General features: G+C 39.2%; 21 protein-coding genes and 2 pseudogenes. 16 read left to right on the forward strand and 7 right to left on the reverse strand.

Annotated features, from left to right (window positions below):
• Positions 1 to 18: 18 nt before the first annotated feature.
• Positions 19 to 462 (reverse strand): ferric iron uptake transcriptional regulator, encoded by a 444-nt coding sequence (fur, locus tag AAFX60_004365; GenBank protein XDF78396.1) that lies wholly within the window; start codon positions 460 to 462, stop codon positions 19 to 21.
• Between the two features lie 180 nt (positions 463 to 642).
• Between fur and AAFX60_004370 the strand changes: the two genes are divergently transcribed.
• Positions 643 to 1,107 (forward strand): hotdog fold domain-containing protein, encoded by a 465-nt coding sequence (locus AAFX60_004370; GenBank protein XDF78397.1) that lies wholly within the window; start codon positions 643 to 645, stop codon positions 1,105 to 1,107.
• Between the two features lie 53 nt (positions 1,108 to 1,160).
• On the opposite strand, the gene fldA is transcribed toward AAFX60_004370, so the two are convergent.
• The 3 genes from fldA to AAFX60_004385 form a co-directional block, all read right to left on the reverse strand.
• Positions 1,161 to 1,688 (reverse strand): flavodoxin FldA, encoded by a 528-nt coding sequence (fldA, locus tag AAFX60_004375; protein XDF78398.1) that lies wholly within the window; start codon positions 1,686 to 1,688, stop codon positions 1,161 to 1,163.
• Between the two features lie 59 nt (positions 1,689 to 1,747).
• The gene (locus AAFX60_004380; GenBank protein XDF78399.1) at positions 1,748 to 1,969 is read right to left on the reverse strand and encodes a DUF2788 domain-containing protein; all 222 of its coding nucleotides are present in this window, start codon (positions 1,967 to 1,969) and stop codon (positions 1,748 to 1,750) included.
• An 87-nt stretch (positions 1,970 to 2,056) separates the two neighbouring features.
• Positions 2,057 to 2,833, reverse strand: coding sequence for an alpha/beta fold hydrolase (locus AAFX60_004385; GenBank protein ID XDF78400.1), 777 nt, complete (start codon positions 2,831 to 2,833; stop codon positions 2,057 to 2,059).
• 95 nt (positions 2,834 to 2,928) lie between these two features.
• On the opposite strand from AAFX60_004385, the gene seqA reads away from it, so the two are divergent.
• The 3 genes and pseudogenes from seqA to AAFX60_004400 all read left to right on the forward strand — a co-directional run bounded on the left by seqA (position 2,929) and on the right by AAFX60_004400 (position 5,985).
• Positions 2,929 to 3,471 carry a replication initiation negative regulator SeqA gene (seqA, locus tag AAFX60_004390; protein ID XDF78401.1) on the forward strand — a complete coding sequence of 181 codons (543 nt, stop codon included), beginning with the start codon at positions 2,929 to 2,931 and terminating at the stop codon, positions 3,469 to 3,471.
• A 48-nt stretch (positions 3,472 to 3,519) separates the two neighbouring features.
• Positions 3,520 to 5,165: pseudogene (pgm, locus tag AAFX60_004395) on the forward strand (phosphoglucomutase (alpha-D-glucose-1,6-bisphosphate-dependent)).
• A 64-nt stretch (positions 5,166 to 5,229) separates the two neighbouring features.
• A complete protein-coding gene (locus AAFX60_004400; protein ID XDF78402.1) occupies positions 5,230 to 5,985 on the forward strand; it encodes a Nif3-like dinuclear metal center hexameric protein in 756 nt (251 codons plus the stop codon).
• Between the two features lie 92 nt (positions 5,986 to 6,077).
• Here the strand turns inward: AAFX60_004400 and AAFX60_004405 are convergent, their stop codons facing one another.
• The gene (locus AAFX60_004405; protein ID XDF78403.1) at positions 6,078 to 7,367 is read right to left on the reverse strand and encodes a citrate synthase; all 1,290 of its coding nucleotides are present in this window, start codon (positions 7,365 to 7,367) and stop codon (positions 6,078 to 6,080) included.
• A 393-nt stretch (positions 7,368 to 7,760) separates the two neighbouring features.
• Between AAFX60_004405 and sdhC the strand changes: the two genes are divergently transcribed.
• The 9 genes and pseudogenes from sdhC to AAFX60_004450 all read left to right on the forward strand — a co-directional run bounded on the left by sdhC (position 7,761) and on the right by AAFX60_004450 (position 19,169).
• A complete protein-coding gene (gene sdhC / locus AAFX60_004410; protein XDF78883.1) occupies positions 7,761 to 8,156 on the forward strand; it encodes a succinate dehydrogenase cytochrome b556 subunit in 396 nt (131 codons plus the stop codon).
• The gene (gene sdhD / locus AAFX60_004415) at positions 8,150 to 8,497 is read left to right on the forward strand and encodes a succinate dehydrogenase, hydrophobic membrane anchor protein (protein ID XDF78404.1); all 348 of its coding nucleotides are present in this window, start codon (positions 8,150 to 8,152) and stop codon (positions 8,495 to 8,497) included. Before sdhC ends, sdhD begins: the two co-directional genes overlap by 7 nt.
• A 77-nt stretch (positions 8,498 to 8,574) precedes the next feature.
• Positions 8,575 to 10,265, forward strand: a pseudogene (sdhA, locus tag AAFX60_004420) (succinate dehydrogenase flavoprotein subunit).
• Positions 10,266 to 10,277: 12 nt separating this feature from the next.
• Positions 10,278 to 10,991, forward strand: coding sequence for a succinate dehydrogenase iron-sulfur subunit (locus AAFX60_004425; GenBank protein ID XDF78405.1), 714 nt, complete (start codon positions 10,278 to 10,280; stop codon positions 10,989 to 10,991).
• 97 nt (positions 10,992 to 11,088) lie between these two features.
• Positions 11,089 to 13,905, forward strand: a complete 2,817-nt coding sequence (sucA, locus tag AAFX60_004430) for a 2-oxoglutarate dehydrogenase E1 component (GenBank protein XDF78406.1) — start codon at positions 11,089 to 11,091, stop codon at positions 13,903 to 13,905.
• A 19-nt stretch (positions 13,906 to 13,924) separates the two neighbouring features.
• The gene (gene odhB / locus AAFX60_004435; protein XDF78407.1) at positions 13,925 to 15,136 is read left to right on the forward strand and encodes a 2-oxoglutarate dehydrogenase complex dihydrolipoyllysine-residue succinyltransferase; all 1,212 of its coding nucleotides are present in this window, start codon (positions 13,925 to 13,927) and stop codon (positions 15,134 to 15,136) included.
• 152 nt (positions 15,137 to 15,288) lie between these two features.
• Positions 15,289 to 16,455 (forward strand): ADP-forming succinate--CoA ligase subunit beta, encoded by a 1,167-nt coding sequence (sucC, locus tag AAFX60_004440; GenBank protein ID XDF78408.1) that lies wholly within the window; start codon positions 15,289 to 15,291, stop codon positions 16,453 to 16,455.
• Positions 16,455 to 17,327 carry a succinate--CoA ligase subunit alpha gene (sucD, locus tag AAFX60_004445; GenBank protein XDF78409.1) on the forward strand — a complete coding sequence of 291 codons (873 nt, stop codon included), beginning with the start codon at positions 16,455 to 16,457 and terminating at the stop codon, positions 17,325 to 17,327. Before sucC ends, sucD begins: the two co-directional genes overlap by 1 nt.
• A gap of 231 nt (positions 17,328 to 17,558) precedes the next feature.
• Positions 17,559 to 19,169 (forward strand): methyl-accepting chemotaxis protein, encoded by a 1,611-nt coding sequence (locus AAFX60_004450; GenBank protein XDF78410.1) that lies wholly within the window; start codon positions 17,559 to 17,561, stop codon positions 19,167 to 19,169.
• A gap of 94 nt (positions 19,170 to 19,263) precedes the next feature.
• Here AAFX60_004450 and znuB read toward each other — a convergent pair whose 3' ends face one another.
• Both znuB and znuC read right to left on the reverse strand, forming a co-directional pair.
• Complete coding sequence (gene znuB / locus AAFX60_004455; protein ID XDF78411.1) at positions 19,264 to 20,049, reverse strand: zinc ABC transporter permease subunit ZnuB; 786 nt, start codon at positions 20,047 to 20,049, stop codon at positions 19,264 to 19,266.
• Positions 20,046 to 20,816 carry a zinc ABC transporter ATP-binding protein ZnuC gene (znuC, locus tag AAFX60_004460; GenBank protein XDF78412.1) on the reverse strand — a complete coding sequence of 257 codons (771 nt, stop codon included), beginning with the start codon at positions 20,814 to 20,816 and terminating at the stop codon, positions 20,046 to 20,048. Before znuC ends, znuB begins: the two co-directional genes overlap by 4 nt.
• An 88-nt stretch (positions 20,817 to 20,904) precedes the next feature.
• Between znuC and znuA the strand changes: the two genes are divergently transcribed.
• From znuA to AAFX60_004475, 3 genes are all read left to right on the forward strand, one after another.
• Positions 20,905 to 21,798, forward strand: coding sequence for a zinc ABC transporter substrate-binding protein ZnuA (gene znuA, locus AAFX60_004465; GenBank protein ID XDF78413.1), 894 nt, complete (start codon positions 20,905 to 20,907; stop codon positions 21,796 to 21,798).
• Positions 21,795 to 23,135 carry a murein DD-endopeptidase MepM gene (mepM, locus tag AAFX60_004470; GenBank protein XDF78414.1) on the forward strand — a complete coding sequence of 447 codons (1,341 nt, stop codon included), beginning with the start codon at positions 21,795 to 21,797 and terminating at the stop codon, positions 23,133 to 23,135. Before znuA ends, mepM begins: the two co-directional genes overlap by 4 nt.
• A gap of 149 nt (positions 23,136 to 23,284) precedes the next feature.
• Positions 23,285 to 23,611, forward strand: a complete 327-nt coding sequence (locus tag AAFX60_004475) for a hypothetical protein (GenBank protein ID XDF78415.1) — start codon at positions 23,285 to 23,287, stop codon at positions 23,609 to 23,611.

Below are 23,611 nucleotides of genomic sequence, written 5' to 3' on the forward strand. Positions count from 1 at the left end.
GTCGCAAAAAGCGATTAATTAAGCGTTGTGTGCATCATCATTATCAGCACAATCACCCGTTATACAGTGACCATATAGGTACAAACTGTGATTCGTTAGACGGACATTGTACTTTTCTGCAACTTGTTTTTGACGTTGCTCAATTGTTTCATCCGAGAACTCAATTACTTTTCCACAATCTAAGCAAACTAAATGATCATGGTGATGTTGAGTTGCTAATTCAAAAACTGATTTACCGCCTTCAAAATGGTGGCGAGTGACGATACCAGCATCATCAAATTGGTTTAATACACGGTAAACAGTTGCAAGTCCGATTTCTTCACCGATATCAATCAGCTTTTTATACAAATCTTCAGCGCTAATGTGTTGGCACTCTGGTTCTTGTAGCACTTCTAAAATTTTAAGGCGCGGAAGGGTTACTTTTAAACCGGCTTTTTTTAGAGCTTGGTTATTATCTGACATCGACTTTTCCTGTTTTGGCTTTCTGCATCGATTTCCTGTGCAGTTTTAATCACTTAATTATAGGGAACATTCAATTCAGTTGAAACCTTATATGCAAGATCTCTTACAAAAAAATAGATGTTGATCTTTTGTTAACAAAGAAACTATTATGAGGTCTGACCAGAATTAAAGAGATTAAATATGTATCGTTACTTTACCCCAAAAATTGTAAAAAGGGCATTAAATATTTGGCCTCCATTTTGGGGGGCTGGGATCTCAATCGAAAATATTTCATCAGACTTTCAAGAAGTAAGTGTGATTCTGAAAGACCGCTTTTGGAATCGAAATGCTAATAGAACTCAGTATGGTGGCAGTATTTTTTCTATGACCGATCCTGTGTTCTCTCTCATGTTAATGGGCATATTAAGAGATGAATATTATGTATGGGATAAACAATCTGAAATAGATTTTATTTCACCAGGAACCACTGATTTACACGCTCGGTTTGTGATATCAGATGAACAATTAGTTGAAATCAAACAAGCAACAAAAGAAGGGGAAAAGCATTTTCCGCAATTTGAAGTATATATTTATGATAAAAAAGGGAAGGTAGTTGCTAGGGTAAATAGAACATTATATGTAAGGAAGAAACCAGAATTTAGATAATGCTCCCTACACTAAATGAGTGATAGGCAGAGAGCATTATAGGAATTAGAATATTAGTCTTCTAATTCTGCTAAGCACATTTCTTCGTGGATTTGGTTTACCCACTTAGTAACACGCTCTTCAGTTAGCTCTGGTTGGCGATCTTCATCAATACATAGACCAACAAAGTTATCATCATCTACTAATGCTTTAGACGCTTCAAACTCATAACCTTCAGTTGGCCAGTAACCGATGATAGTACCGCCTTTTGCTTCTACGATATCACGGATATTACCCATCGCATCACAGAAGTATTCAGCGTAATCTTCTTGGTCACCACAACCAAAAATAGCAACTAGCTTTGTTGAAAAGTCAATTTCTTCTAGTTCAGGGAAGAAATCATCCCAATCACATTGAGCTTCACCGTAGTACCATGTAGGGATACCTAATAGAAGTAGATCGAAATTATCGATATCTTCTTTGCTGCTTTTAGCAATATCTTGTACATGAACTAGCTTTTTACCAAGCTGCTTTTGAATCATCTTGCCAACAGCTTCAGTGTTACCTGTATCGCTGCCAAAGAAGAGTCCTACACTTGCCATATGATGAATACCTGTATTGTCTATATTAAATAAAAATAAATGGTGTTAGATCAGTCAATTTAATTGAGTCCAGAACCTTCCCAGCTCAGCTGGATGAGTCCTTTAGCAATAAAGCCTGCACAACCTAAAAAGAGAACAAGCCATACAATTTTACGGCCGAAAGGGGGAACATTTGCTTGCTTTAATACATCTTTAATAGCCATACCGATAAAAAAGAATATCGAGGCAAACAATAAATCTAAACCAATAGATTCAATGAGATCAAAATGTTCATAAAGCATGAATCACCCTTATCTTAAGTAAGCGACCTATATCTGATCGAATAATTTTGCAAAACTATATCATAGCTTTGTCTTTGTTGGTATGGATTATCGATTTGTCACTTTTTCAATGAAGCGTTTTATGACTCGATAAATTGTTTCAGGCTTTTCTGCATGTAACCAATGTCCAGTTCCGTTAACAATGTGCGCTTTGGCATTTGGGAATTGGCTTATAATATTCGCTTGATGTTCAGCTAAAATATAGTCTGAGTTTTGTCCCTTAATAAAGATAACATCACCTTCAAAAGCGGGAATATTATCCCAGCCAATAATCTGTGCGTAATTATCAAATAAAGCATTCACATTAAAGCGAAGAGCAAGGTGCTCTTGTTCTTTATATAGCGATTTACTTAAAAATTGTCTAACACCAGGCTCAACAATAGAGGTGGCAAGTAAGTCGTCTGCTTCTTTACGTGTTGTTGGTTTATTATTAAGGATCTTGTGCAAACCTGAGAATACAGCATCATGTTTTCTCTCAGGGTAAGCAACAGGAGCCATGTCTAAAATTGATAGAGATTGAATCAATTGTGGTGATTGACTCGCTAGCGCCATTGCTACTTTCCCACCCATTGAATGGCCAACAATATGCGCTGAAGTGATAGATAAATGATCGAATAAATTAACAAGATCGTTTGCAAGTTCATGATAATTATGAATATCCGAGTGGAATGAACGACCGTGATTTCGAAGATCAACACTGATCACTCGATATTCTGTTTCAAATTGTCGAGCAAGAAGGCCTAAGTTGTCTAAGCTTCCAAATAATCCATGAATTAGGATCAAAGGATCCCCATTTCCTTGTTCTTTATAGTTAAGTAACATCATTTTTCTATCGTTGTGTTAGGTTTGTCGTAGAGTATCACGATTTTACAGGGTATAATCGTGCCTTCATAAATAGATTATAGAATACGAACCATATAATGAAGACAATTGAAGTAGACGAAGAACTATACCGCTTTATTGCGAGCCAAACTCAACACATCGGTGAAAGTGCCTCTGATATTTTACGTCGTCTCTTAATGCAGTCATCACCTTCAGACCTTGCTGTTTCTGCTCCTGTTGAAGTACAGAAAAAAGGCATTGTAGTCAGTAAAGATGCTGGTAAAGAGGCATCGGTAGATCGCGTTAAAGCGGTGCGTACCTTATTAATCTCTGATGAATTCTCAGCATTAGATAAAGCGATCGATCGCTTTTTAACTGTATTATCTGAATTATATAAAATTGACTCAAAAGCTTTCTCTGAAGCAACGGAAGTAAAAGGCCGTACTCGAGTTTATTTTGCTGACAATCAAGAGACATTAATCGCGAGCGGTAAAACGACAAAGCCTCGTGAAATTGTAGGTACTCCATTCTGGGTAATCACAAATACAAATACTAATCGCAAGCGCCACATGGTTGAATTATTAATGGAGCGAATGGGCTTCCAACATGATTTAACAGAAAAAGTGTGTGCGGCGATCTAATTTTTTGAGTCATAACTCAAATCATAATTTGTCACAAGGAATCGTCAAATGGCTATACATCCTCGTGCTGGGCAGAAAGCTCAGCAAGAAGATTTACACAATATCCCATCATTAGTTGCTAATTATTTCTTATTAGAACCGAACCCAACAAATGTTGATCAGCAAGTGCAATTTGGTACTTCTGGCCACCGTGGTACGGCAGATAAAGCGACGTTTAACCAACATCATATTTGGGCGATAGCTCAAGCTGTGGCTGACGTACGTAAAGAAAATGGCGTAACGGGTCCATTATTTTTAGGTAAAGATACCACGCGCTATCTGAACCTGCATTCACATCGGCTATTGAAGTACTTGTTGCTAATGGCGTTGAAGTGATCATTCAAGAAAATAATGGCTACACACCTACTCCTGGTATCTCGCATGCAATCTTAACGCACAATGTTAAGTGTGAAGATAAAGCGGATGGCATTGTGATAACTCCTTCTCATAACCCACCTCAAGATGGCGGTATTAAATATAATCCTGTTCATGGTGGTCCTGCCGAGGGTGAGCTGACGACAGCAATTGAAAATCGTGCAAATCAATTAATTGCGAATGAATTAAAAGATGTTAAACGTGTATCAATTACTGAAGCGATGTCATCTGATTTAGTAAAGCAAATGGATTTAGTGCAGCCTTATATTGATGACTTAAAAAATGTTATCAATATTGAAGCGATTCAAAAAGCAAATCTAAAATTAGGTGTTGATCCATTAGGTGGCTCTGGTATTGAGTATTGGCGTCAAATTGGCCAAGCTTTTGATCTTGATTTAACGTTGGTGAGTGAAGCGATTGATCCTTCATTCCAGTTTATGTCACTAGATAAAGATGGTGTAGTTCGAATGGACTGCTCGTCTCCTTATGCAATGGCTGGTCTATTATCATTAAAAGACGAATATGACCTAGCGTTTGGTAATGATCCTGATTATGACCGTCATGGCATCGTAACGCCATCGGGCTTAATGAATCCAAATCACTACTTAGCGGTATGTATTGATTATCTATACCGTCATCGTCCAGAGTGGAAACCTGAAGTTGCTGTTGGTAAAACATTAGTATCTTCTGCAATTATCGATAAAGTAGTTGCTGATCTTGGCCGTGATTTGTGTGAAGTGCCTGTAGGCTTTAAGTGGTTTGTAGATGGCTTATATGCAGGCTCTTTAGGCTTTGGTGGTGAAGAAAGTGCAGGGGCTTCTTTTTTACGTTTTGATGGTACGCCTTGGTCAACTGATAAAGATGGTATTCTTTTGTGTCTTCTTGCGGCTGAAATCACAGCGGTTACCGGTATGAATCCACAAGAATACTACAACAAACTGGCTGCTCAGCATGGCGAATCTAGCTACAATCGTATTCAAGCGGTTGCTAACAAAGCGCAAAAAGCCGTGCTAAGTAAGTTATCACCAGAAATGGTTTCAGCAACAATGCTTGCTGGTGATGAGATCACAGCTCGTTTAACACATGCTCCTGGTAACGGTGCAGCAATTGGTGGACTAAAAGTAACAACTGAAAATGGTTGGTTTGCTGCTCGTCCATCAGGCACAGAAGAGATCTATAAGATTTACTGTGAAAGTTTTAAAGGTGCTGATCACTTAGCACTGATTGAACAAGAAGCTCAAGAAATTGTAAGTAACGTGTTTAAAGAAGCCGGTTTATAATTTTTTAAGTAATACAAATTAAGCAGCGCATGTCGCTGCTTTTTTTTGATAAGAAGGTCATGACATGAATAATTTTCAGTTAGAACAATTATTAAACTCAGAGTTAAAACCTCAATTAATTAAAGATTATTGCCCAAATGGTCTTCAAGTTGAAGGTTCAAATGAGATAAAAAAGATCGTAACAGGGGTTACTGCATCTCAAGCTTTAATTGATGCCGCTATTGAAGAAAATGCAGATGCATTACTTGTGCATCATGGCTATTTTTGGAAAGGGGAAGCTGAGCTAATCACTGGAATGAAAGGTAAGCGTATTCGTTCATTAATTCAAAATGATATTAATCTATTTGCTTACCATTTGCCTTTAGATATTCATCCAATGTTGGGTAATAACGCTGAGCTAGCTCGTTTATTTTCGATCTCAAATGTGGAAGGGCTAGAAGCGACACCACAATCGATCGCTATGAAGGGAGAGCTGACTGAAACGCTATCAGGCGAAGAATTTGCACTGCGTATTCAGCAAGTATTAAATCGCGAACCATTGCATATTAAACCAACACAAGACAAGCCGATTAAAACGGTTGCTTGGTGTTCTGGTGGTGGCCAAGATTATATAGAATTGGCGGCTCAACAGGGGATGGATGCGTTTATTTCGGGTGAGATTTCGGAACGTACGACTTACATTGCTCGTGAACTAGGGATTCACTATTTTGCTGCAGGTCATCATGCAACAGAGCGTTATGGTGTTAAAGCGCTAGGTGAGTGGTTAGAAAAAGAGCATGGGTTTGATGTTAAGTTTATTGATATCGATAACCCAGTATAGTCTATTTTGAGTTATCAATACGGTGATATAAAAAAAGGTTGATGTATTTACATCAACCTTTTTGTTCATAGGCCTAACGATTTAAACCGACATTATTCACGCTCATGAAGCGGTTTAAACTCGCGTAGTTCTTCACCTGTATAAAGTTGGCGAGGACGACCGATACGATTTGTTGGATCACTGTGCATTTCGCTCCAGTGTGCAATCCAGCCAACAGTACGAGACATTGCAAAGATAACCGTAAACATAGATACAGGAATACCAATTGCTTTTAGGATAATACCTGAGTAGAAATCTACGTTTGGATACAATTTCTTAGATACAAAATATTCATCAGAAAGTGCAATACGTTCAAGTTCCATTGCGACATCAAGTAGTGGATCTTTAATGTTTAGTTCTTTTAGAACATCGTGACATGCTTCACGCATTACGGTTGCACGAGGGTCATAGTTCTTATAAACACGGTGACCGAAGCCCATTAGGCGGAATGGGTCATCCTTATCTTTTGCTTTTGCAACGTATTCATCAATGTTGTCTACAGAGCCGATTTCTTCAAGCATACGTAAACATGCTTCGTTAGCACCACCATGAGCAGGTCCCCATAGAGAAGCAATACCAGCAGCGATACAAGCAAATGGATTCGCACCTGATGAACCAGCTAAACGAACGGTTGATGTTGATGCATTTTGTTCGTGATCGGCATGTAGCGTAAAGATTTTATCCATTGCTCGTGCAACAACAGGGTTTACTTCATATTCTTCACACGGATTAGCGAACATCATGTGTAAGAAGTTTTCTGCGTAAGTCAGATCATTACGAGGATAGATGAACGGTTGTCCAATTGAGTATTTGTAAGACATTGCTGAAAGAGTTGGCATTTTTGATAGTAATCTAAATGCAGCAATTTCGCGGTGTTCATCGTTATTGATATCTAAAGAATCGTGATAGAAAGCAGCCAGTGCTCCTACAACACCACACATTACGGCCATAGGGTGAGCATCACGGCGGAAGCCATGGAAGAAACTTGAAATTTGCTCATGTACCATTGTGTGGCGAGTTACGATGTCCTTGAACGTTTCATATTCTTCTCTGTTTGGCGCTTCGCCATTTAGAAGGATATAACAGACTTCAAGGTAATCTGCATTGTTAGCTAACTGATCAATAGGGAAACCACGGTGCAATAGAACACCTTTATCACCATCGATATAGGTAATTTGAGACTCACAAGATGCAGTGGCAAGAAAACCAGGATCGAAAGTAAAGTAACCATTCGCTCCTAATTTACGCACATCGATCACTTCTGGACCAATCGTTCCATCCATGATTGGCATGTCTATAGGCGATTGACCTTCAATATGAAGTGTTGCCTTTTTATCTGCCATAACATTCTCCTTTTGTTATATTTTTATTCTATCCCGGATATGAGAGTGACAACTTTGTACCCATTACACGGGCTAAAGTCAATTTTTGTGCGCTTATGTGTGCACTTGTTTATATTTTTAATGAAAAAAAAGTTAATTTTCTGTGGTGTGATGTAAGTTTTGTTTATGGGTTTGTAATAAGATGTTTCACATCGTATACTGCGGCTGAGTTTCTGGTCTGTTTCCTTATATTATATGGGGTTAACGTGATTTTCATCTACTTATAAATAGAGTGAAGTTTATATATTTAGCTCAATAAAGAGATGTTGCTCACATCAAAAGTTGCATAAATGTTAAATCTAGGCGGTTTTTGATAGATCGGAGGTATCTATAACAATAAAATGCTCAATGGAGCTGAGTGAGCCCCTTGTGAAAGTTAAAAAGTCAAGACCTGTCAACCTAGATCTACAAACGATCCGTTTTCCTATAACGGCTATCGCCTCAATCTTGCATCGCGTGAGTGGTGTAATTACTTTTGTTTCTGTCGGAATATTGCTTTGGTTGCTCAACCTATCGCTTTCTTCACCTATTGGATTTGCACAAGCCGCTGATTATGTCGATGGCTTTTTTGTAACTTTCATTATGTGGGGAATTCTGACTGCTCTTGCTTACCATATTGTCGTAGGTATTCGTCATTTACTGATGGATATGGGCTATTTTGAAGAGCTCGAGTCAGGCACTCAAAGTGCTAAAGTTGCGTTTGCAATTACAGCCGTGTTGTCACTTTTAGCAGGAGTATTGGTATGGTAGCTAATGTTTCGTCATTTGGTCGTAACGGTGTACACGATTTTATTCTGATTCGTGCCAGTGCGATCATTCTTACCCTATACACATTATACATTGTTGGCTTTTGTGCCTTTGGGCCAGAGTTAACGTATTTGTCATGGACTAACTTCTTTGGTGGACTATTTACAAAAGCGTTTACCATGTTAGCGCTATTGTCCATTCTAATTCATGCATGGATTGGTTTATGGCAAGTGCTTACTGATTATATCAAACCAGTTATGTTGCGTGCTCTGCTTCAGCTTGGGTTGATCTCTGTTCTGTTTGTCTATTTCTTCTCTGGTTTAATTATAGTGTGGGGTGTGTAGTGAGTAGTATTCCTGTTAGAGAATTTGATGCCGTTGTAATCGGTGCTGGTGGTGCGGGTATGAGAGCCGCGCTGCAAATTTCAGAACAAGGCCTTTCTTGTGCTTTGTTATCAAAAGTTTTTCCAACTCGTTCTCACACTGTATCTGCCAAGGTGGTATTACCGTTGCTCTTGGTAATGCGCATGAAGATCATTGGGAACAACATATGTATGATACGGTGAAAGGTTCTGATTATATCGGTGACCAAGATGCGATCGAATACATGTGTAAAAATGGTCCTGAGTCGGTTATTGAACTAGAGAAAATGGGCTTGCCTTTTTCACGTTTTGATAATGGTACGATTTATCAACGTCCATTTGGCGGTCAATCTAAGAACTTTGGTGGCGAACAAGCCGCTCGTACTGCTGCTGCGGCAGACCGCACTGGGCATGCGCTTCTTCATACGCTTTACCAACAAAATATTAAACATAAAACGACGATTTTCTCTGAGTGGTATGCGCTTGATTTAGTAAAAAATGAAGACGGTGCCATTTTAGGATGTACTGCTCTTTGTATGGAAACCGGTGAAGTTTGTTACTTTAAATCCAAAGCAACAATTCTGGCTACAGGTGGTGCTGGACGTATTTACGCTTCAACAACCAATGCACATATTAATACTGGTGATGGTGTTGGTATGGCAATTCGAGCTGGTGTTCCAATGCAAGACATTGAAATGTGGCAGTTCCACCCAACAGGTATTGCAGGTGCTGGTGTTCTTGTAACTGAAGGTTGTCGTGGTGAAGGTGGTTATCTTTTAAATAAAGATGGTGAACGCTTCATGGAACGTTATGCACCAAATGCTAAAGATTTGGCAGGTCGTGATGTTGTAGCTCGTTCAATGATGGTTGAAATTCGTGAAGGTCGTGGTTGCGATGGTCCTTGGGGTCCACACATTAAATTGAAACTGGATCACTTAGGTAAAGAAACATTAGAGTCACGTTTACCTGGTGTGTGTGAGTTATCTCGTACCTTTGCTCATGTTGACCCTGTAAAAGAACCTATTCCAGTTATTCCAACTTGTCACTACATGATGGGCGGCGTACCAACTCAGGTTTCAGGTCAAGCTATTAAGCAAGATGAAAGTGGCGCCGATGTTGAAGTTCAAGGCCTGTTTGCTTGTGGTGAAATTGCGTCAGTTTCAGTACATGGTGCTAACCGTTTAGGTGGTAACTCTTTGCTTGATTTAGTGGTGTTTGGTCGTGCAACAGGGCTTCATTTAGGTGAAACTTTGAAGAAGCAAGCAGAAGCAAAACCAGCAACTGAAGAAGATATTCAGCGTTCACTAGAGCGTTATAATCGTTGGGAAAATAGCACGGGTGGTGAAGACCCAGCCCAAATCCGTAAAGACTTACAACAGTGTATGCAAAATAATTTCTCGGTATTCCGTGAAGGTGATGCAATGGCAAAAGGTCTTGAAGAGCTAAAAGTGATTCGTGAGCGTCTAAACAATGCGTATCTATCCGATAAATCGACTGAGTTTAATACTCAGCGTATTGAATGTTTAGAGCTAGAAAACTTGATGGAAACGGCATTTGCAACCGCAGTAGCAGCAAATTACCGTACAGAAAGTCGTGGAGCACACGCACGCTTCGATTTCCCTGAGCGTGATGATGCTAATTGGTTATGCCATTCAATTTACAACCCTGAGACAGAATCAATGTCTAAGCGTAATGTAAATATGGAACCTGTTCACCGTGAAGCTTTCCCTCCGAAAGCTCGTACATATTAAGAGGGCAGAAGAATGAAATTGAATTTTTCGATCTACCGCTATAATCCAGATGTAGATAATGCACCTCACATGAAAGCATACACATTAGATGTTGAAGAAGGTTCAGATATGATGGTGCTTGATGCACTTATCTTATTAAAAGAACAAGACCCAACATTAGCTTTCCGCCGTTCATGTCGTGAGGGTGTGTGTGGTTCTGATGGTCTTAATATGAATGGTAAAAATGGACTTGCATGCATTACGCCATTATCTGAATTAGCAGATAAAAGTGAGATTGTTATTCGTCCATTGCCTGGTTTGCCTGTTGTTCGAGATTTGATTGTCGATATGGCACAATTCTATGAAAATTATGAAAAGGTAAAACCGTTCTTAATTAGTGATGGAGCAACGCCACCTTCAAGAGAAAACCTACAATCTCCAGAAGAGCGTGAGCATCTCGATGGTTTGTATGAATGCATCATGTGTGCATGTTGTACTACCTCGTGCCCATCATTTTGGTGGAATCCAGATAAATTCATCGGACCAGCTGGGTTGCTTGCAGCTTATCGTTGGTTAATTGATAGTCGAGATACTGCGACAAATGAACGTTTATCTAATTTAGATGATGCATTCAGTGTTTTTCGTTGCCATGGTATCATGAATTGTGTAAGTGTATGTCCTAAAGGGTTAAACCCAACAAAAGCAATTGGCCATATAAAGACAATGCTATTGAAAAAAGCGGTATAATTTACTTTTCCTCAACCTATGTTGATAGGTTGAGGCTTATTATAAGCCCGGCACAAAGACCGGGATAGACGTGAAACTACTGGATTAAGGGAAAATAATGCAGAATAGCGTGATGAAGGCATGGCTCGAGTCTTCACATTTAGCTGGCGCTAATGCAACGTACGTAGAAGAACTCTACGAACTCTATCTCAGTGACCCGGAAATCGTTAGTGACGAATGGCGAGAAGTTTTTGATGCGCTGCCAGTAAATCAAGCTGGTACAGCAGAGCAAGCTCATACTCCTGTTCGTGATTATTTCCGTCGTCTTGCGAAAGAAACCAAGCAATTTAGCGCTCAAGTTAACGATCCAGACGTAGATGCTAAGCAAGTTAAGGTACTGCAACTTATTAATGCATACCGTTTCCGTGGGCATCAAAATGCAAATCTCGATCCATTAGGTTTGCAAATTCATGAATATGTTGCTGAATTAGAACCAGCATTTCATAACTTAACCGATGAAGATTTCTCAGAAACGTTCAACGTTGGCTCTTTTGCTTCAGGCCAAGAGACAATGAAACTTTCTGATTTGTATGATGCATTACGCAGCACTTATTGTGGCTCTGTTGGTGCAGAATATATGCATATTACTAATACAGAGGAAAAACGTTGGATTCAACAACGTCTAGAATCTGTAGCTGGTAAGCCATCTTTTACTTCTCAAGAAAAACTCACATTCTTAGAAGAGCTCACGGCTGCTGAAGGCCTTGAACGCTATCTTGGTGCTAAGTTCCCTGGAGCGAAACGTTTCTCACTGGAAGGTGGCGATGCCATGGTTCCTATGGTGAAAGAGTTAATTCGTCATGCGGGTTCGTGTGGTGGTAGAGAAGTCGTTATTGGTATGGCTCACCGTGGCCGTTTAAATATGCTAATCAACGTACTTGGCAAAAAGCCACAAGATTTATTCGATGAATTTGCTGGTAAGCATGGCGATTCATGGGGTACAGGTGATGTTAAGTACCACCAAGGTTTCTCTTCTGATTTCGCAACTCCGGGTGGAGATGTGCATTTAGCATTGGCTTTCAACCCATCTCACTTAGAAATTGTAAACCCAGTAGTTATTGGTTCGGTTCGTGCTCGCCAAGATCGTTTAAACGATAAAGCGGGTGATAAAGTAATTCCTATCACTATTCATGGTGATTCTGCTATTGCAGGGCAAGGCGTGGTAGCTGAGACATTTAATATGTCACAAGCTCGTGCTTTCTATGTGGGTGGTACGATTCGCATTGTCGTGAATAACCAAGTTGGTTTTACCACATCAAATCCGAAAGATACTCGTTCAACTCAATATTGTACTGATATTGCAAAAATGGTTCAGGCACCAATATTCCATGTGAATGCTGATGATCCTGAAGCCGTTGCTTTTGTTACACGAATTGCATTGGATTACAGAAACGAATTTAAGCGTGATGTAGTGATTGATTTAGTGTGTTATCGCCGCCATGGCCATAATGAAGCTGATGAGCCAAATGCAACGCAACCATTGATGTACCAAAAAATCAAAAAACACCCAACGCCACGTAAATTGTATGCGGACACATTAATTGAGCGCCAAGATCTTGAGTTAGAGACGGCCACTCAACTTATTAATGAGTACCGAGATGCACTAGACCATGGTGAAGTTGTGGTGAAAGAGTGGCGTCCAATGAAACTACATAATGTAGATTGGTCACCATTTATTGGTCATGATTGGAATATGGAATGGGACAACGAATTCAATAAAGAGCGCTTAGTTGAGCTTGGTCAGCGAATTTGCCAATACCCAGAAAGCCATAAATTACACAGCCGAGTAAATAAGTTATACAACGATCGTATGTCAATGATTGCTGGAGAAAAAGCAATTGATTGGGGTATGGCTGAAACATTAGCTTATGCGACGCTTGTTGATGAAGGTAAGCGTATTCGTATTACTGGCCAAGATTCTGGTCGTGGTACTTTCTTCCATCGTCATGCAGTACTACATAATCAATCTGATGCAAGTACATACGTACCGCTATCAAATGTTCATGATAAACAAGGTCCATTTGAAGTTCATGATTCTGTTTTATCAGAAGCTGCCGTATTAGCGTTTGAGTATGGTTATGCAACGGCAGAGCCGAGTGGTTTAACGATTTGGGAAGCGCAATTTGGTGATTTTGCTAACTGTGCTCAAGTTGTTGTGGATCAGTTCATTTCTTCAGGTGAGCAAAAGTGGGGCCGTATGTGTGGTCTAACTATGCTGCTACCGCACGGTTATGAAGGTCAAGGTCCTGAGCACTCTTCTGCACGTTTAGAGCGTTATTTACAGCTTTGTGCTGAACAAAATATGCAAGTAGTTGTGCCATCAACACCGGCGCAAGTTTATCACATGTTACGTCGTCAAGTGGTTCGCCCAATGCGTCGTCCATTAGTGGTAATGTCACCTAAATCTTTACTACGTCATCCATTATGTACATCAACACTTGAAGAGCTTGCTGAAGGTAACTTCCAGTCAGCGATTCCTGAGATTGATGCGTTAGATCCTAAACAAGTCAAACGAGTTGTTTTTTGTTCTGGTAAGGTTTATTTCGACCTTCTGGAACAACGTCGAACGAATGAACAGAATGACATTGCAATTGTTCGTATTGAACAACTGTACCCATTCCCTAAAGAAGACGTAGAAGCAGCAATAGCTGAATATACAAATGTTGTTGATTATGTTTGGTGTCAAGAAGAACCTCAAAACCAAGGTGCTTGGTATTCAAGCCAACATAACTTCCGCTCAGCATTACCTGATGGTGCGATTCTACATTATGCAGGACGCCCAGCATCTGCTTCGCCAGCAGTAGGTTATATGTCGGTGCACGTGAAACAACAAAAAGCGTTAGTAGAAGACGCTCTGACCCTAGATAAGAACTAGAAAGTATAGGAAAACGGATATGACAATCGAAATTCTGGTTCCAGATTTACCTGAATCTGTAGCAGACGCTACTGTAGCAACATGGCATAAACAACCTGGTGATGCAGTTGAGCGTGATGAAATACTTGTAGACATTGAAACGGACAAAGTGGTTCTTGAAGTACCAGCGCCAGAAGCAGGAGTACTAGAAGCCATTTTAGAAGATGAAGGTACAACGGTTCTTTCTAAACAACTTCTTGCGCGTATTAAGCCAGGTGCTGTTGTTGGTGAGCCAACGACTGATGTAACAACGGCAACTGAATCATCTCCTGATAAACGTCATACAGCGTCTTTATCAGAAGAAAGCAATGATGCATTAAGTCCTGCGGTTCGTCGCTTATTAGGTGAGCATGATATTGCTCCATCTGATGTGAAAGGCACAGGTGTTGGTGGTCGCATTACCCGTGAAGATGTTGATGCGCATATTGCAGCATTGAAAGCCGCGCCAAAAGCAGAAAAAGCAACAGATAAGCCAGCAGAAGCATTAGCTCATCGTAGTGAAAAACGTGTACCGATGACTCGCCTTCGTAAAACAGTAGCCAACCGTCTACTTGAAGCGAAGAACAGCACAGCGATGTTAACTACGTTTAATGAAGTAAACATGAAACCTATCATGGATCTTCGTAAGCAATATAAAGATCAATTTGAGGAGCGTCATGGCACACGTTTAGGCTTTATGTCTTTCTATGTGAAAGCGGTAACAGAAGCATTGAAGCGTTACCCAGAAGTGAATGCGTCAATTGATGGTGATGATATCGTGTATCATAACTACTTTGATATTAGTATGGCAGTTTCAACTCCTCGTGGCTTAGTTACTCCTGTACTGAAAGATTGCGATACGCTTGGATTTGCTGATATTGAAAAAGGCATTAAAGAGCTAGCAATTAAAGGTCGTGACGGTAAATTAGCAGTAGAAGATTTAATGGGCGGAAACTTTACCATTACTAATGGTGGCGTGTTTGGTTCATTAATGTCGACGCCTATTATCAATCCGCCTCAAGCTGCAATTTTAGGTATGCATAAAATCCAAGATCGTCCGATGGCGGTTGATGGAAAGGTAGAAATTTTACCAATGATGTACTTAGCATTGTCTTACGATCACCGTTTAATTGATGGTCGTGAATCAGTAGGTTTCTTGGTAACCATTAAAGAGTTACTTGAAGATCCTGCTCGTTTATTACTAGATGTTTAAATATAAATTTTAGTAACAAACAAAGGCTGCCATGCTCACGGCAGCCTCTTATTCAACTTCATTATTGGATAAAAAATAGAAAGAGACCTTAGAGCCTCTTAGGACATTAAAAATTCCCATAAAAGGGAATAACATAAAATGGATAGAACATAATGAACTTACATGAATATCAAGCAAAGCAGCTCTTTGCAGAATTTGGCCTTCCTGTACCCGAGGGTTATGCTTGCGATACACCTCAAGAAGCTTTTGAAGCTGCAGGCCGTATTAGCACGGCGAAAAAAGTAGTTAAGTGTCAAGTACACGCTGGTGGCCGTGGTAAAGCGGGCGGTGTTGAACTGCATGACACAAAAGAAGGTGTTAAAGAATTTGCACAAAAATGGCTAGGTAAAAATCTAGTTACTTTCCAAACTGATGCCAACGGCCAACCTGTATCAAAAATTTTAGTTGAAGAAGCATCAAATATTGCGAATGAATTGTACTTAGGTGCAGTTGTCGATCGTGCATCACAGCGTATTGTATTTATGGCATCGACTGAAGGTGGCGTTGATATTGAAAAAATTGCTGAAGAAACACCAGAACTGATACATAAAGCGGCGATCGATCCTCTTGTTGGTCCTCAAGCATACCAAGGTCGTGAACTGGCATTCAAATTGGGTTTAGAAGGCGATCAAATTAAGCAATTTGTTAAAATCTTCATGGGCTTAGGTAACATGTTTGCTCAGTACGATTTAGCGCTTCTTGAAATCAACCCATTAGTGGTTACTGCTGAAGGTAGCCTTCTATGTCTTGATGGCAAAATCAACATTGATTCAAACGCGATGTACCGTCAACCTAAGCTTCGTGAAATGCACGATCCATCTCAAGAAGATGAGCGTGAAGCGCATGCTGCTCAGTGGGAATTAAACTACGTAGCACTTGATGGCAGCATTGGCTGTATGGTTAATGGTGCGGGTCTTGCTATGGGTACGATGGATATCGTAAATCTACACGGTGGCCAACCAGCTAACTTCCTTGATGTAGGTGGTGGTGCAACAAAAGAGCGTGTAACTGAAGCGTTCAAAATTATTTTATCAGACAGTAATGTTAAAGCGGTTCTCGTAAACATCTTTGGTGGTATTGTTCGTTGTGATCTAATTGCAGATGGCATCATTGGTGCTGTTGAAGAAGTGGGTGTTGAAGTTCCTGTTGTTGTTCGCCTTGAAGGTAACAACGCACCACTAGGTTCACAAAAACTGGCTGAAAGTGGCCTAAATATCATTGCGGCTACTTCACTAACTGAAGCGGCTGAAAAAGTTGTTGCTGCAGCGGAGGGCAAATAATGTCTGTACTAATTAATAAAGATACAAAAGTTATCTGCCAAGGTTTTACTGGTGGTCAAGGTACGTTCCACTCAGAGCAAGCCATTGATTACGGAACACAAATGGTTGGCGGTGTATCACCAGGCAAAGGTGGTCAAGTTCATCTTGGTCTTCCTGTATTTAACACGGTTCGTGATGCAGTTGAAGCAACTGGTGCTACGGCTTCAGTGATTTATGTACCTGCACCTTTCTGTAAAGATGCCATACTTGAAGCAATCGATGCGGGTATTAAGCTTATCGTAACGATTACAGAGGGCATTCCAACGCTTGATCTTTTAGACGTGAAAGTTCGTTTAGATGCAGAAGGTGTAGTGATGATTGGTCCTAACTGCCCGGGTGTTATTACTCCCGATGAATGTAAGATTGGTATCATGCCGGGTCACATTCATAAGAAAGGTAAAGTAGGTATTGTTTCTCGCTCTGGTACATTAACGTATGAAGCAGTTAAGCAGACAACTGACGAAGGCTTTGGCCAATCAACGTGTGTTGGTATTGGTGGTGACCCAATTCCGGGTTCAAACTTTATTGATATTCTAAAACTGTTCCAAGAAGATCCAGAAACAGAAGCAATCGTAATGATTGGTGAGATCGGTGGTACAGCAGAAGAAGAAGCGGCTGCATATATTAAAGCGAATGTAACTAAACCTGTGGTTTCTTATATTGCAGGTGTTACTGCGCCTCCTGGTAAACGTATGGGCCATGCTGGTGCCATTATCTCTGGTGGTAAAGGTACGGCAGAAGATAAGTTTGCAGCGCTAGAAGAAGCGGGCGTTAAGACAGTAAAAAGTCTTGCAGACATCGGTAAAGCACTAAGAGAAGTGACTGGTTGGTAATAAGTTAAACCAATACATGAATAACTCAGAAGCCATTTATAGAAATATGAATGGCTTTTTTAATATGTGACATTATGAAATGTTTGGTTACATTTGGGGTGGTGAAAAAGAGTACAGGATTCTGATAACTATTTGATAAGATTCGGCGCTTTTTCTTTCTACGACTTTATTTATATTACTCAAAGAATGAATAGCATGATGATTAATGGTTATTTTTATTTGAGACCTTTTATGCAATTTAATACAAAATCTAAGTATTTTATTATCTATGTGATTTTTTCGGCTGCAATGTTTGGTTCCATTATTATGGGGGCATACAACGTACGATTCACTTTAGAAACCAATAACGTAACACGTTTAGAAAACTTGCTAACCAATGCGAAAAACACTATTGCTACATTAGAAGAAAAGGCGGCAACAGGTGAGCTGTCAGAAATTGAAGCTAAGCGTCTTGCAAGTGAGTTGATGCAAAGTTATGCCTATTCCGATAATGAATATATTTGGATGACCGATGAAAAGTTAAACTTTTTAGCTGCGCCATTAGATCCTCAAATTATAGGTAAGCATTTCTCAGATATTGTTAGCAAAGAAGCTGAAACTCATATTATTAATAACTTAACCGTAGCTGGGCAAGTGATTACTTATTCATGGTTCACGACTCGTGAAAATGTCACAACAGAAGTGAAATCCATTGCAGTAAAAACCAAACTGTGGAATTGGTATTTAGGTAGTGGTGTTCAAGAGAAGAAAGTAAACGATACGTTTAAAGCATTCTTATTCGAAGGGTTAACTATTGGTGTTATTGTTAATCTTTTCATTGGATTAGTGATGTTTTTTGCGGTTCGAAAATACAACAAAACCTTAGGGAATGAGCCCGATGTCATTCTTAATGTTATTGACCGTATTTCTCGTGGCGATCTAAGTCACTTACCTGAAAAATCGATTGAAAATGTTGGTATCTATGGCCGCATTCTTGATATGGCATCAAATATCAAAGACTTAGTTAATGATATAACGGTATTAACAAAAGAATTAAGTGATTCGTCTCATCATCTATCTGCTTCTTCTCAAACAATGAATGTTAATGTGAAAACACAAACAGAACAGTTAGAACAAGCTGCTGTGGCCACAGATCAAATTGTTGTTAGTGTTAATGAGGTAACGAAAAGTGCTGTCCAAGCGACAGATTCAGCTTTAACCGTAAATAGTACATCAGCAGATTGTATTAGCACTATCGGTGATATGAATAATGATATGCAACAACTGGCTGGAAATATTAAAGGTGTAGCTGAAGTTATCGGTAATCTACAAGTTGAAACCGAAAACATTGGCAGTATTTTAGATGTTATTCGAGGTATTGCCGATCAAACAAACTTACTGGCATTAAATGCTGCGATTGAAGCTGCACGTGCCGGTGAAAGTGGTCGTGGTTTTGCTGTTGTCGCTGATGAAGTTCGTTTACTTGCGAGTCGAACTCAAGACAGTACTGCTCAAATATCAGAAATGATTGCGGGCTTACAAGATGAAGCTGTTAAATCAGTTAACTTAATGCAAAGTAATTCAGACGAAGCGCACACAATTGCTGAAAAGACAGTGGTAGCTCAAAATACAGTGAATTCTATCTTTGAATCTGTTTCTGTAATACAAACCATGAACAGCCAAATATCAGCATCAACAGAAGAGCAATTAGTTGCAACAACGAACGTAAATCAGTTAATCACTGATATTAATATGTTTGCAAAAGATAATTTAACGGATGTGGAGTCAACAGCACAACAAGCTGAAAAACTTGGTTCCATGGCAGATGATTTAACAAGCATTGTAAATCGATTTAAATTATAAAAATAAAAAGAGCAAGACGAAATCGTCTTGCTCTTTTTGTATGGTTTCAATCAGGATGCATCGGTGGTCAAATCTTTATGTAAACCGGTATATTTTAACCTTTTACTTTTTTTAGCTGACTGAGCATAAATATCGCAGCACCAGAAACAACAACAGATGGGCCGGCAGGAGTATCATAATGCCAAGATAAGGCCAATCCCGCCATTACTGCTATGCACCCGAATATAGACGCGAATACAACCATTTGTTCAGGTGAACGAGAAAATCGGCGAGCGGTAGCAGCAGGGATAATTAATAAAGAAGTAATAATTAACGCTCCTACAAACTTCATTGCAATGGCAATAACTAATCCAACCATCAACATTAAGACTAAACGCATTAATTCGACGTTAACCCCTTCAACTTGAGCCAACTCTTCACTGATTGTTGAAGACAGTAATGGTTTCCAAACAATAAAAATCAATCCTAATATAATAATGACACCTGAATAGATATATAAAAGGTCATCATAAGTTACAGCTAATAGATCACCGAATAAATATGACATTAAATCGACACGAACATTATCTAAAAAGCTGACAGCAACTAAACCTAGAGAAAGTGAACTATGCGCTAAAATGCCCAATAGGGTATCGGTAGCTACAAGGCGTTGTTTTTGTAATGTCACCAGTAATACAGCAATAGCAACACAGCAAATAACCAAAGCTAAATTTAGATTGATATCAAATAAGAAACCTAAAGATAAGCCGAGTAAAGAGGCGTGAGCTAATGTATCACCAAAATAAGCCATTTTACGCCAAACAACGAATGAACCTAATGGACCTGCCAATAAAGCAATACCTAATCCAGCGAGTAAAGCAGGAAGTAAAAATTCAATCATTGGTGTGCCTTTTTATTTTTGCTGCAACATGAACCATCACTTGGTTCTCCAGAAAGATCATGATTGTGATGATGTTCATGATGGTAAAATGCAAGTTGTTGATCTCGTTGTTGTCCAAATAGGGCAATATACTTTGGGTGTTTTGAAATGGATTCAGGAGCCCCTGAACAGCAAATATGGTGCTGAAGGCAAATTACTTCATCTGTTTTTGCCATGACTAAATGTAAGTCGTGCGACACCATAAATACGGCACAGTTAAAACGGTGTCGAATGGATTCAATTAATGCATATAAACTGATTTGTCCTTGCACGTCGACACCTTGTGCAGGTTCATCTAGAACGAGTAAATCAGGGCGTTGTAATAATGCACGCGCTAATAACACACGTTGCGATTCTCCGCCAGAGAGTTTATGCATATTGGAATTTAAAAGATGCTCTGCTTCAACAAGTTTTAAAGCACTAAGATGCTCCTGCTGGCTGTACTTACCGGCTAGTTTTAGAAAACCATGAACTGATAAAGGAAGTGAATCGTTTAAATGCAATTTTTGAGGAACATAACCAATACGCAGTTTTTTTTCTTTTTTTATGGTTCCGCTTGTTGGTTTTTGTAGACCTAGGATGGTTTTTACTAATGTCGATTTTCCTGCGCCATTAGGGCCAATCAAAGTAATGATCTTATTTGATTCAATAGAAAGAGAGACATTATCGATGACATGGCGGTCATCAAAGACAACACAAACATCTTGTAAAGTGAGTAAAGTGGTCATTTTTAAATAAGAGTCGTTTGCAATTAGTAAGTGTTATAATGTAACATTTTAAAAATCCAATCGCTATCACATTTTTTAAGAGACGAAAATGACGAAAAGAATTCAATTCATATTGCTGTGTATATGTACTTTTTGGGGAGTAAATGCACAAGCAATGAGCGTACTATCTTCAGTAAAGCCGATTAATCTTATTGTACAAGAATTAACAACGGGTGTAGCGACATCGTCATATCTAGTTCCAAGTGGCGCGTCACCTCATGATTACGCATTACGTCCATCAGATATGAAAAAAATCCAGAAAGCCGATACCATTGTTTGGTATGGAAATGATCTTGAACCTTTCCTTAGTAAAGTTTTAGAAAATAAAAAGAACATCATTACAGTAAGCCAATTTCCTTCTGTTGAATTTTATCATTTTGACAAGCACGATGAAGATGAACATGCTCATGAAGGGCATCATCATCACAATACAGACCCTCATTTTTGGTTAGGTCCAAAAGAAACTTTAGGCGTCGCAAAAGAGATAACCAAGCAACTGATTAAAATTGATCCATTGAATAAAGATCAATATCAGTCTAACCTTGCACAGTTTGAAAAAAAGTTAACACAGGTAGTGAAGACGATTTCAACTCAATTAGCCCCAGTGAAAAGCAAAGGTTATTTTGTTTTTCATGATGCATATGGCTATTTTGAGCGTTATTTTGATATGAATAACTTAGGGCACTTTACGGTGAGTCCGGATAGAAAACCGGGTGCAAAAACATTAATAAAAATAAAAAAATCACTTGTTTCTCAACAAGCAGTATGTGTTTTTTCTGAACCTCAATTTGAACCAGCTATCGTAACAACGATAACTCGAGGTACTGATGTTCATAAAGGAGAATTAGATCCTTTAGCCATACAGCAAGATGAAGTTCCAGGTGCTTATTTTAATTTCTTATTAACCATCAGTAACGAGCTAGAAAGTTGTCTAAATCAATGAAGTATAAAGAAGTATTAGCAACTCGAATTAACTCACTATCGAAAAGGCATAAGCTTGTTTTAATGTCTTTGTCTCTTTTTACGGTAGTCGTTTTTATTTGGGAACCGACACATAGTATTAGTCAAAGTCTTTCGGAACCATCTCGAAGTACAGTGACATTGTCGAGTGAGAACCTACAAACACTAGCAGATCAGAATAGTGAGCCTGTAGAAACGATTTTTGATCCTAATGATCCAGAATTTAATGCGCCTAAAGATGAATTAGATAAGCATATTAATGCTGAAGATATTGTTCATTCACATACCGTCGATGCGGGTGAAACGTTAGGCGCTATTTTTAATCAATACGCATTATCTATTTCAGATATGTATGCACTTCTTGATGTAAATAAATCAGCGGCGAATATGCGAGTTGGTGTTGATCTTGAGTGGCAGCAAGATGAAGATGGGAAATTAACCGAGTTAAAAATCCATCGAAACATCAAAGATACGGATGTGTATGCTTGGAATGGTGAAAAATATACTTTCACTCAGATTGAAGAGAAGGGTGAGATAAAACCCGTATTCCTTTCAGGTAGAGTAACAAGTAATTTTTATAATTCAGCACGTTCAGCTGGGTTAACGCCTGGTCAAATTCAAATACTTGCAAAACAGCTCCAATGGAAATTTGATTTTGGTAAAGAAGCTCGTAAAGGCGACCGATTTGCTGTTGAAATTGATAAAGAGTTTATCGATGGGAAAGCCGTTTCATCTGGTGATGTAAAAGCGGTGCTATACAAAAATGCAGGTCGTGATATCACACTCATTAAACACACTGACGGACATTATTATGATGTTCAAGGGCGTAGTTTAAATCGAGCATTAGAGCGTTATCCAACTCATCAGCGCTTTAGAATCAGTTCACCATTTAATCCGTACCGTAAGCATCCTGTAACAGGAAGAATTTCGCCTCATAATGGCACTGATTTTGCCGCTCCAGTAGGTACATCTGTGTATGCAACGGGTGATGGCGTGGTGGTAAGAGCGTTACACCATCCATTGGCTGGTAATTACATTATTATTAAGCATGGGCGTGAATACATGACACGTTACCTTCACTTAAGTAAGATCTTAGTGAAGAAAGGACAAAAAGTGTCAATGGGAGACAAGATAGCGTTAAGTGGTAATACAGGACGTTCAACTGGACCTCACTTGCACTATGAGCTAATTAAAAATGGTCGAGCGGTTAATGCCATGAAGGTACCTTTACCACAAGCATCTCCAGTGAAAAGTGATGAGCGAGCTCGTTTTAAACAACAAGCTAAGCTAACGATTGAGGCACTGCAAGAACAGGTCTAGCTGTCCAGATAAGCATAATTATATTAAAGCCCTGCGTATATTAATATGACAGGGCTTTTTTATATCCTTTATTTATGCATTGATTGCTATATAGACGGAGTTTTTCTATGATGTTGATACCCATTCTCTTTTCATTCTAAGGCGAGTAGATGCTTTTCTTCAGAATACTTACTTTAAGTATTTTTCTCTTTTTCTCTACTTTCACTTTATCACAATCTGAAAGCTCAATTTTTTACCCAATGCCAATTCATACTGATGGTCAATATATTACCGCTCAGCAACTGTTTATGAGAGAAGATGGTGCGGTATGGATGTATGACATCTATGGCCAACTTCATCTATTTGATGGTGAAAATATTTTTACTATAGGTGAAAAGAGCGATAGAACCTTGCCAAGGAAAATAGCGTATTTCAATGGAGAGTTTTGGTTTATCAAAAAAGGAAGTATTCACGCGTGGTCTAAAAAACAGGAATGA

Origin of the sequence: Aliivibrio fischeri, assembly GCA_038993745.2 — a bacterium.
In the GTDB taxonomy this organism is placed as follows: domain Bacteria; phylum Pseudomonadota; class Gammaproteobacteria; order Enterobacterales; family Vibrionaceae; genus Aliivibrio; species Aliivibrio fischeri_B.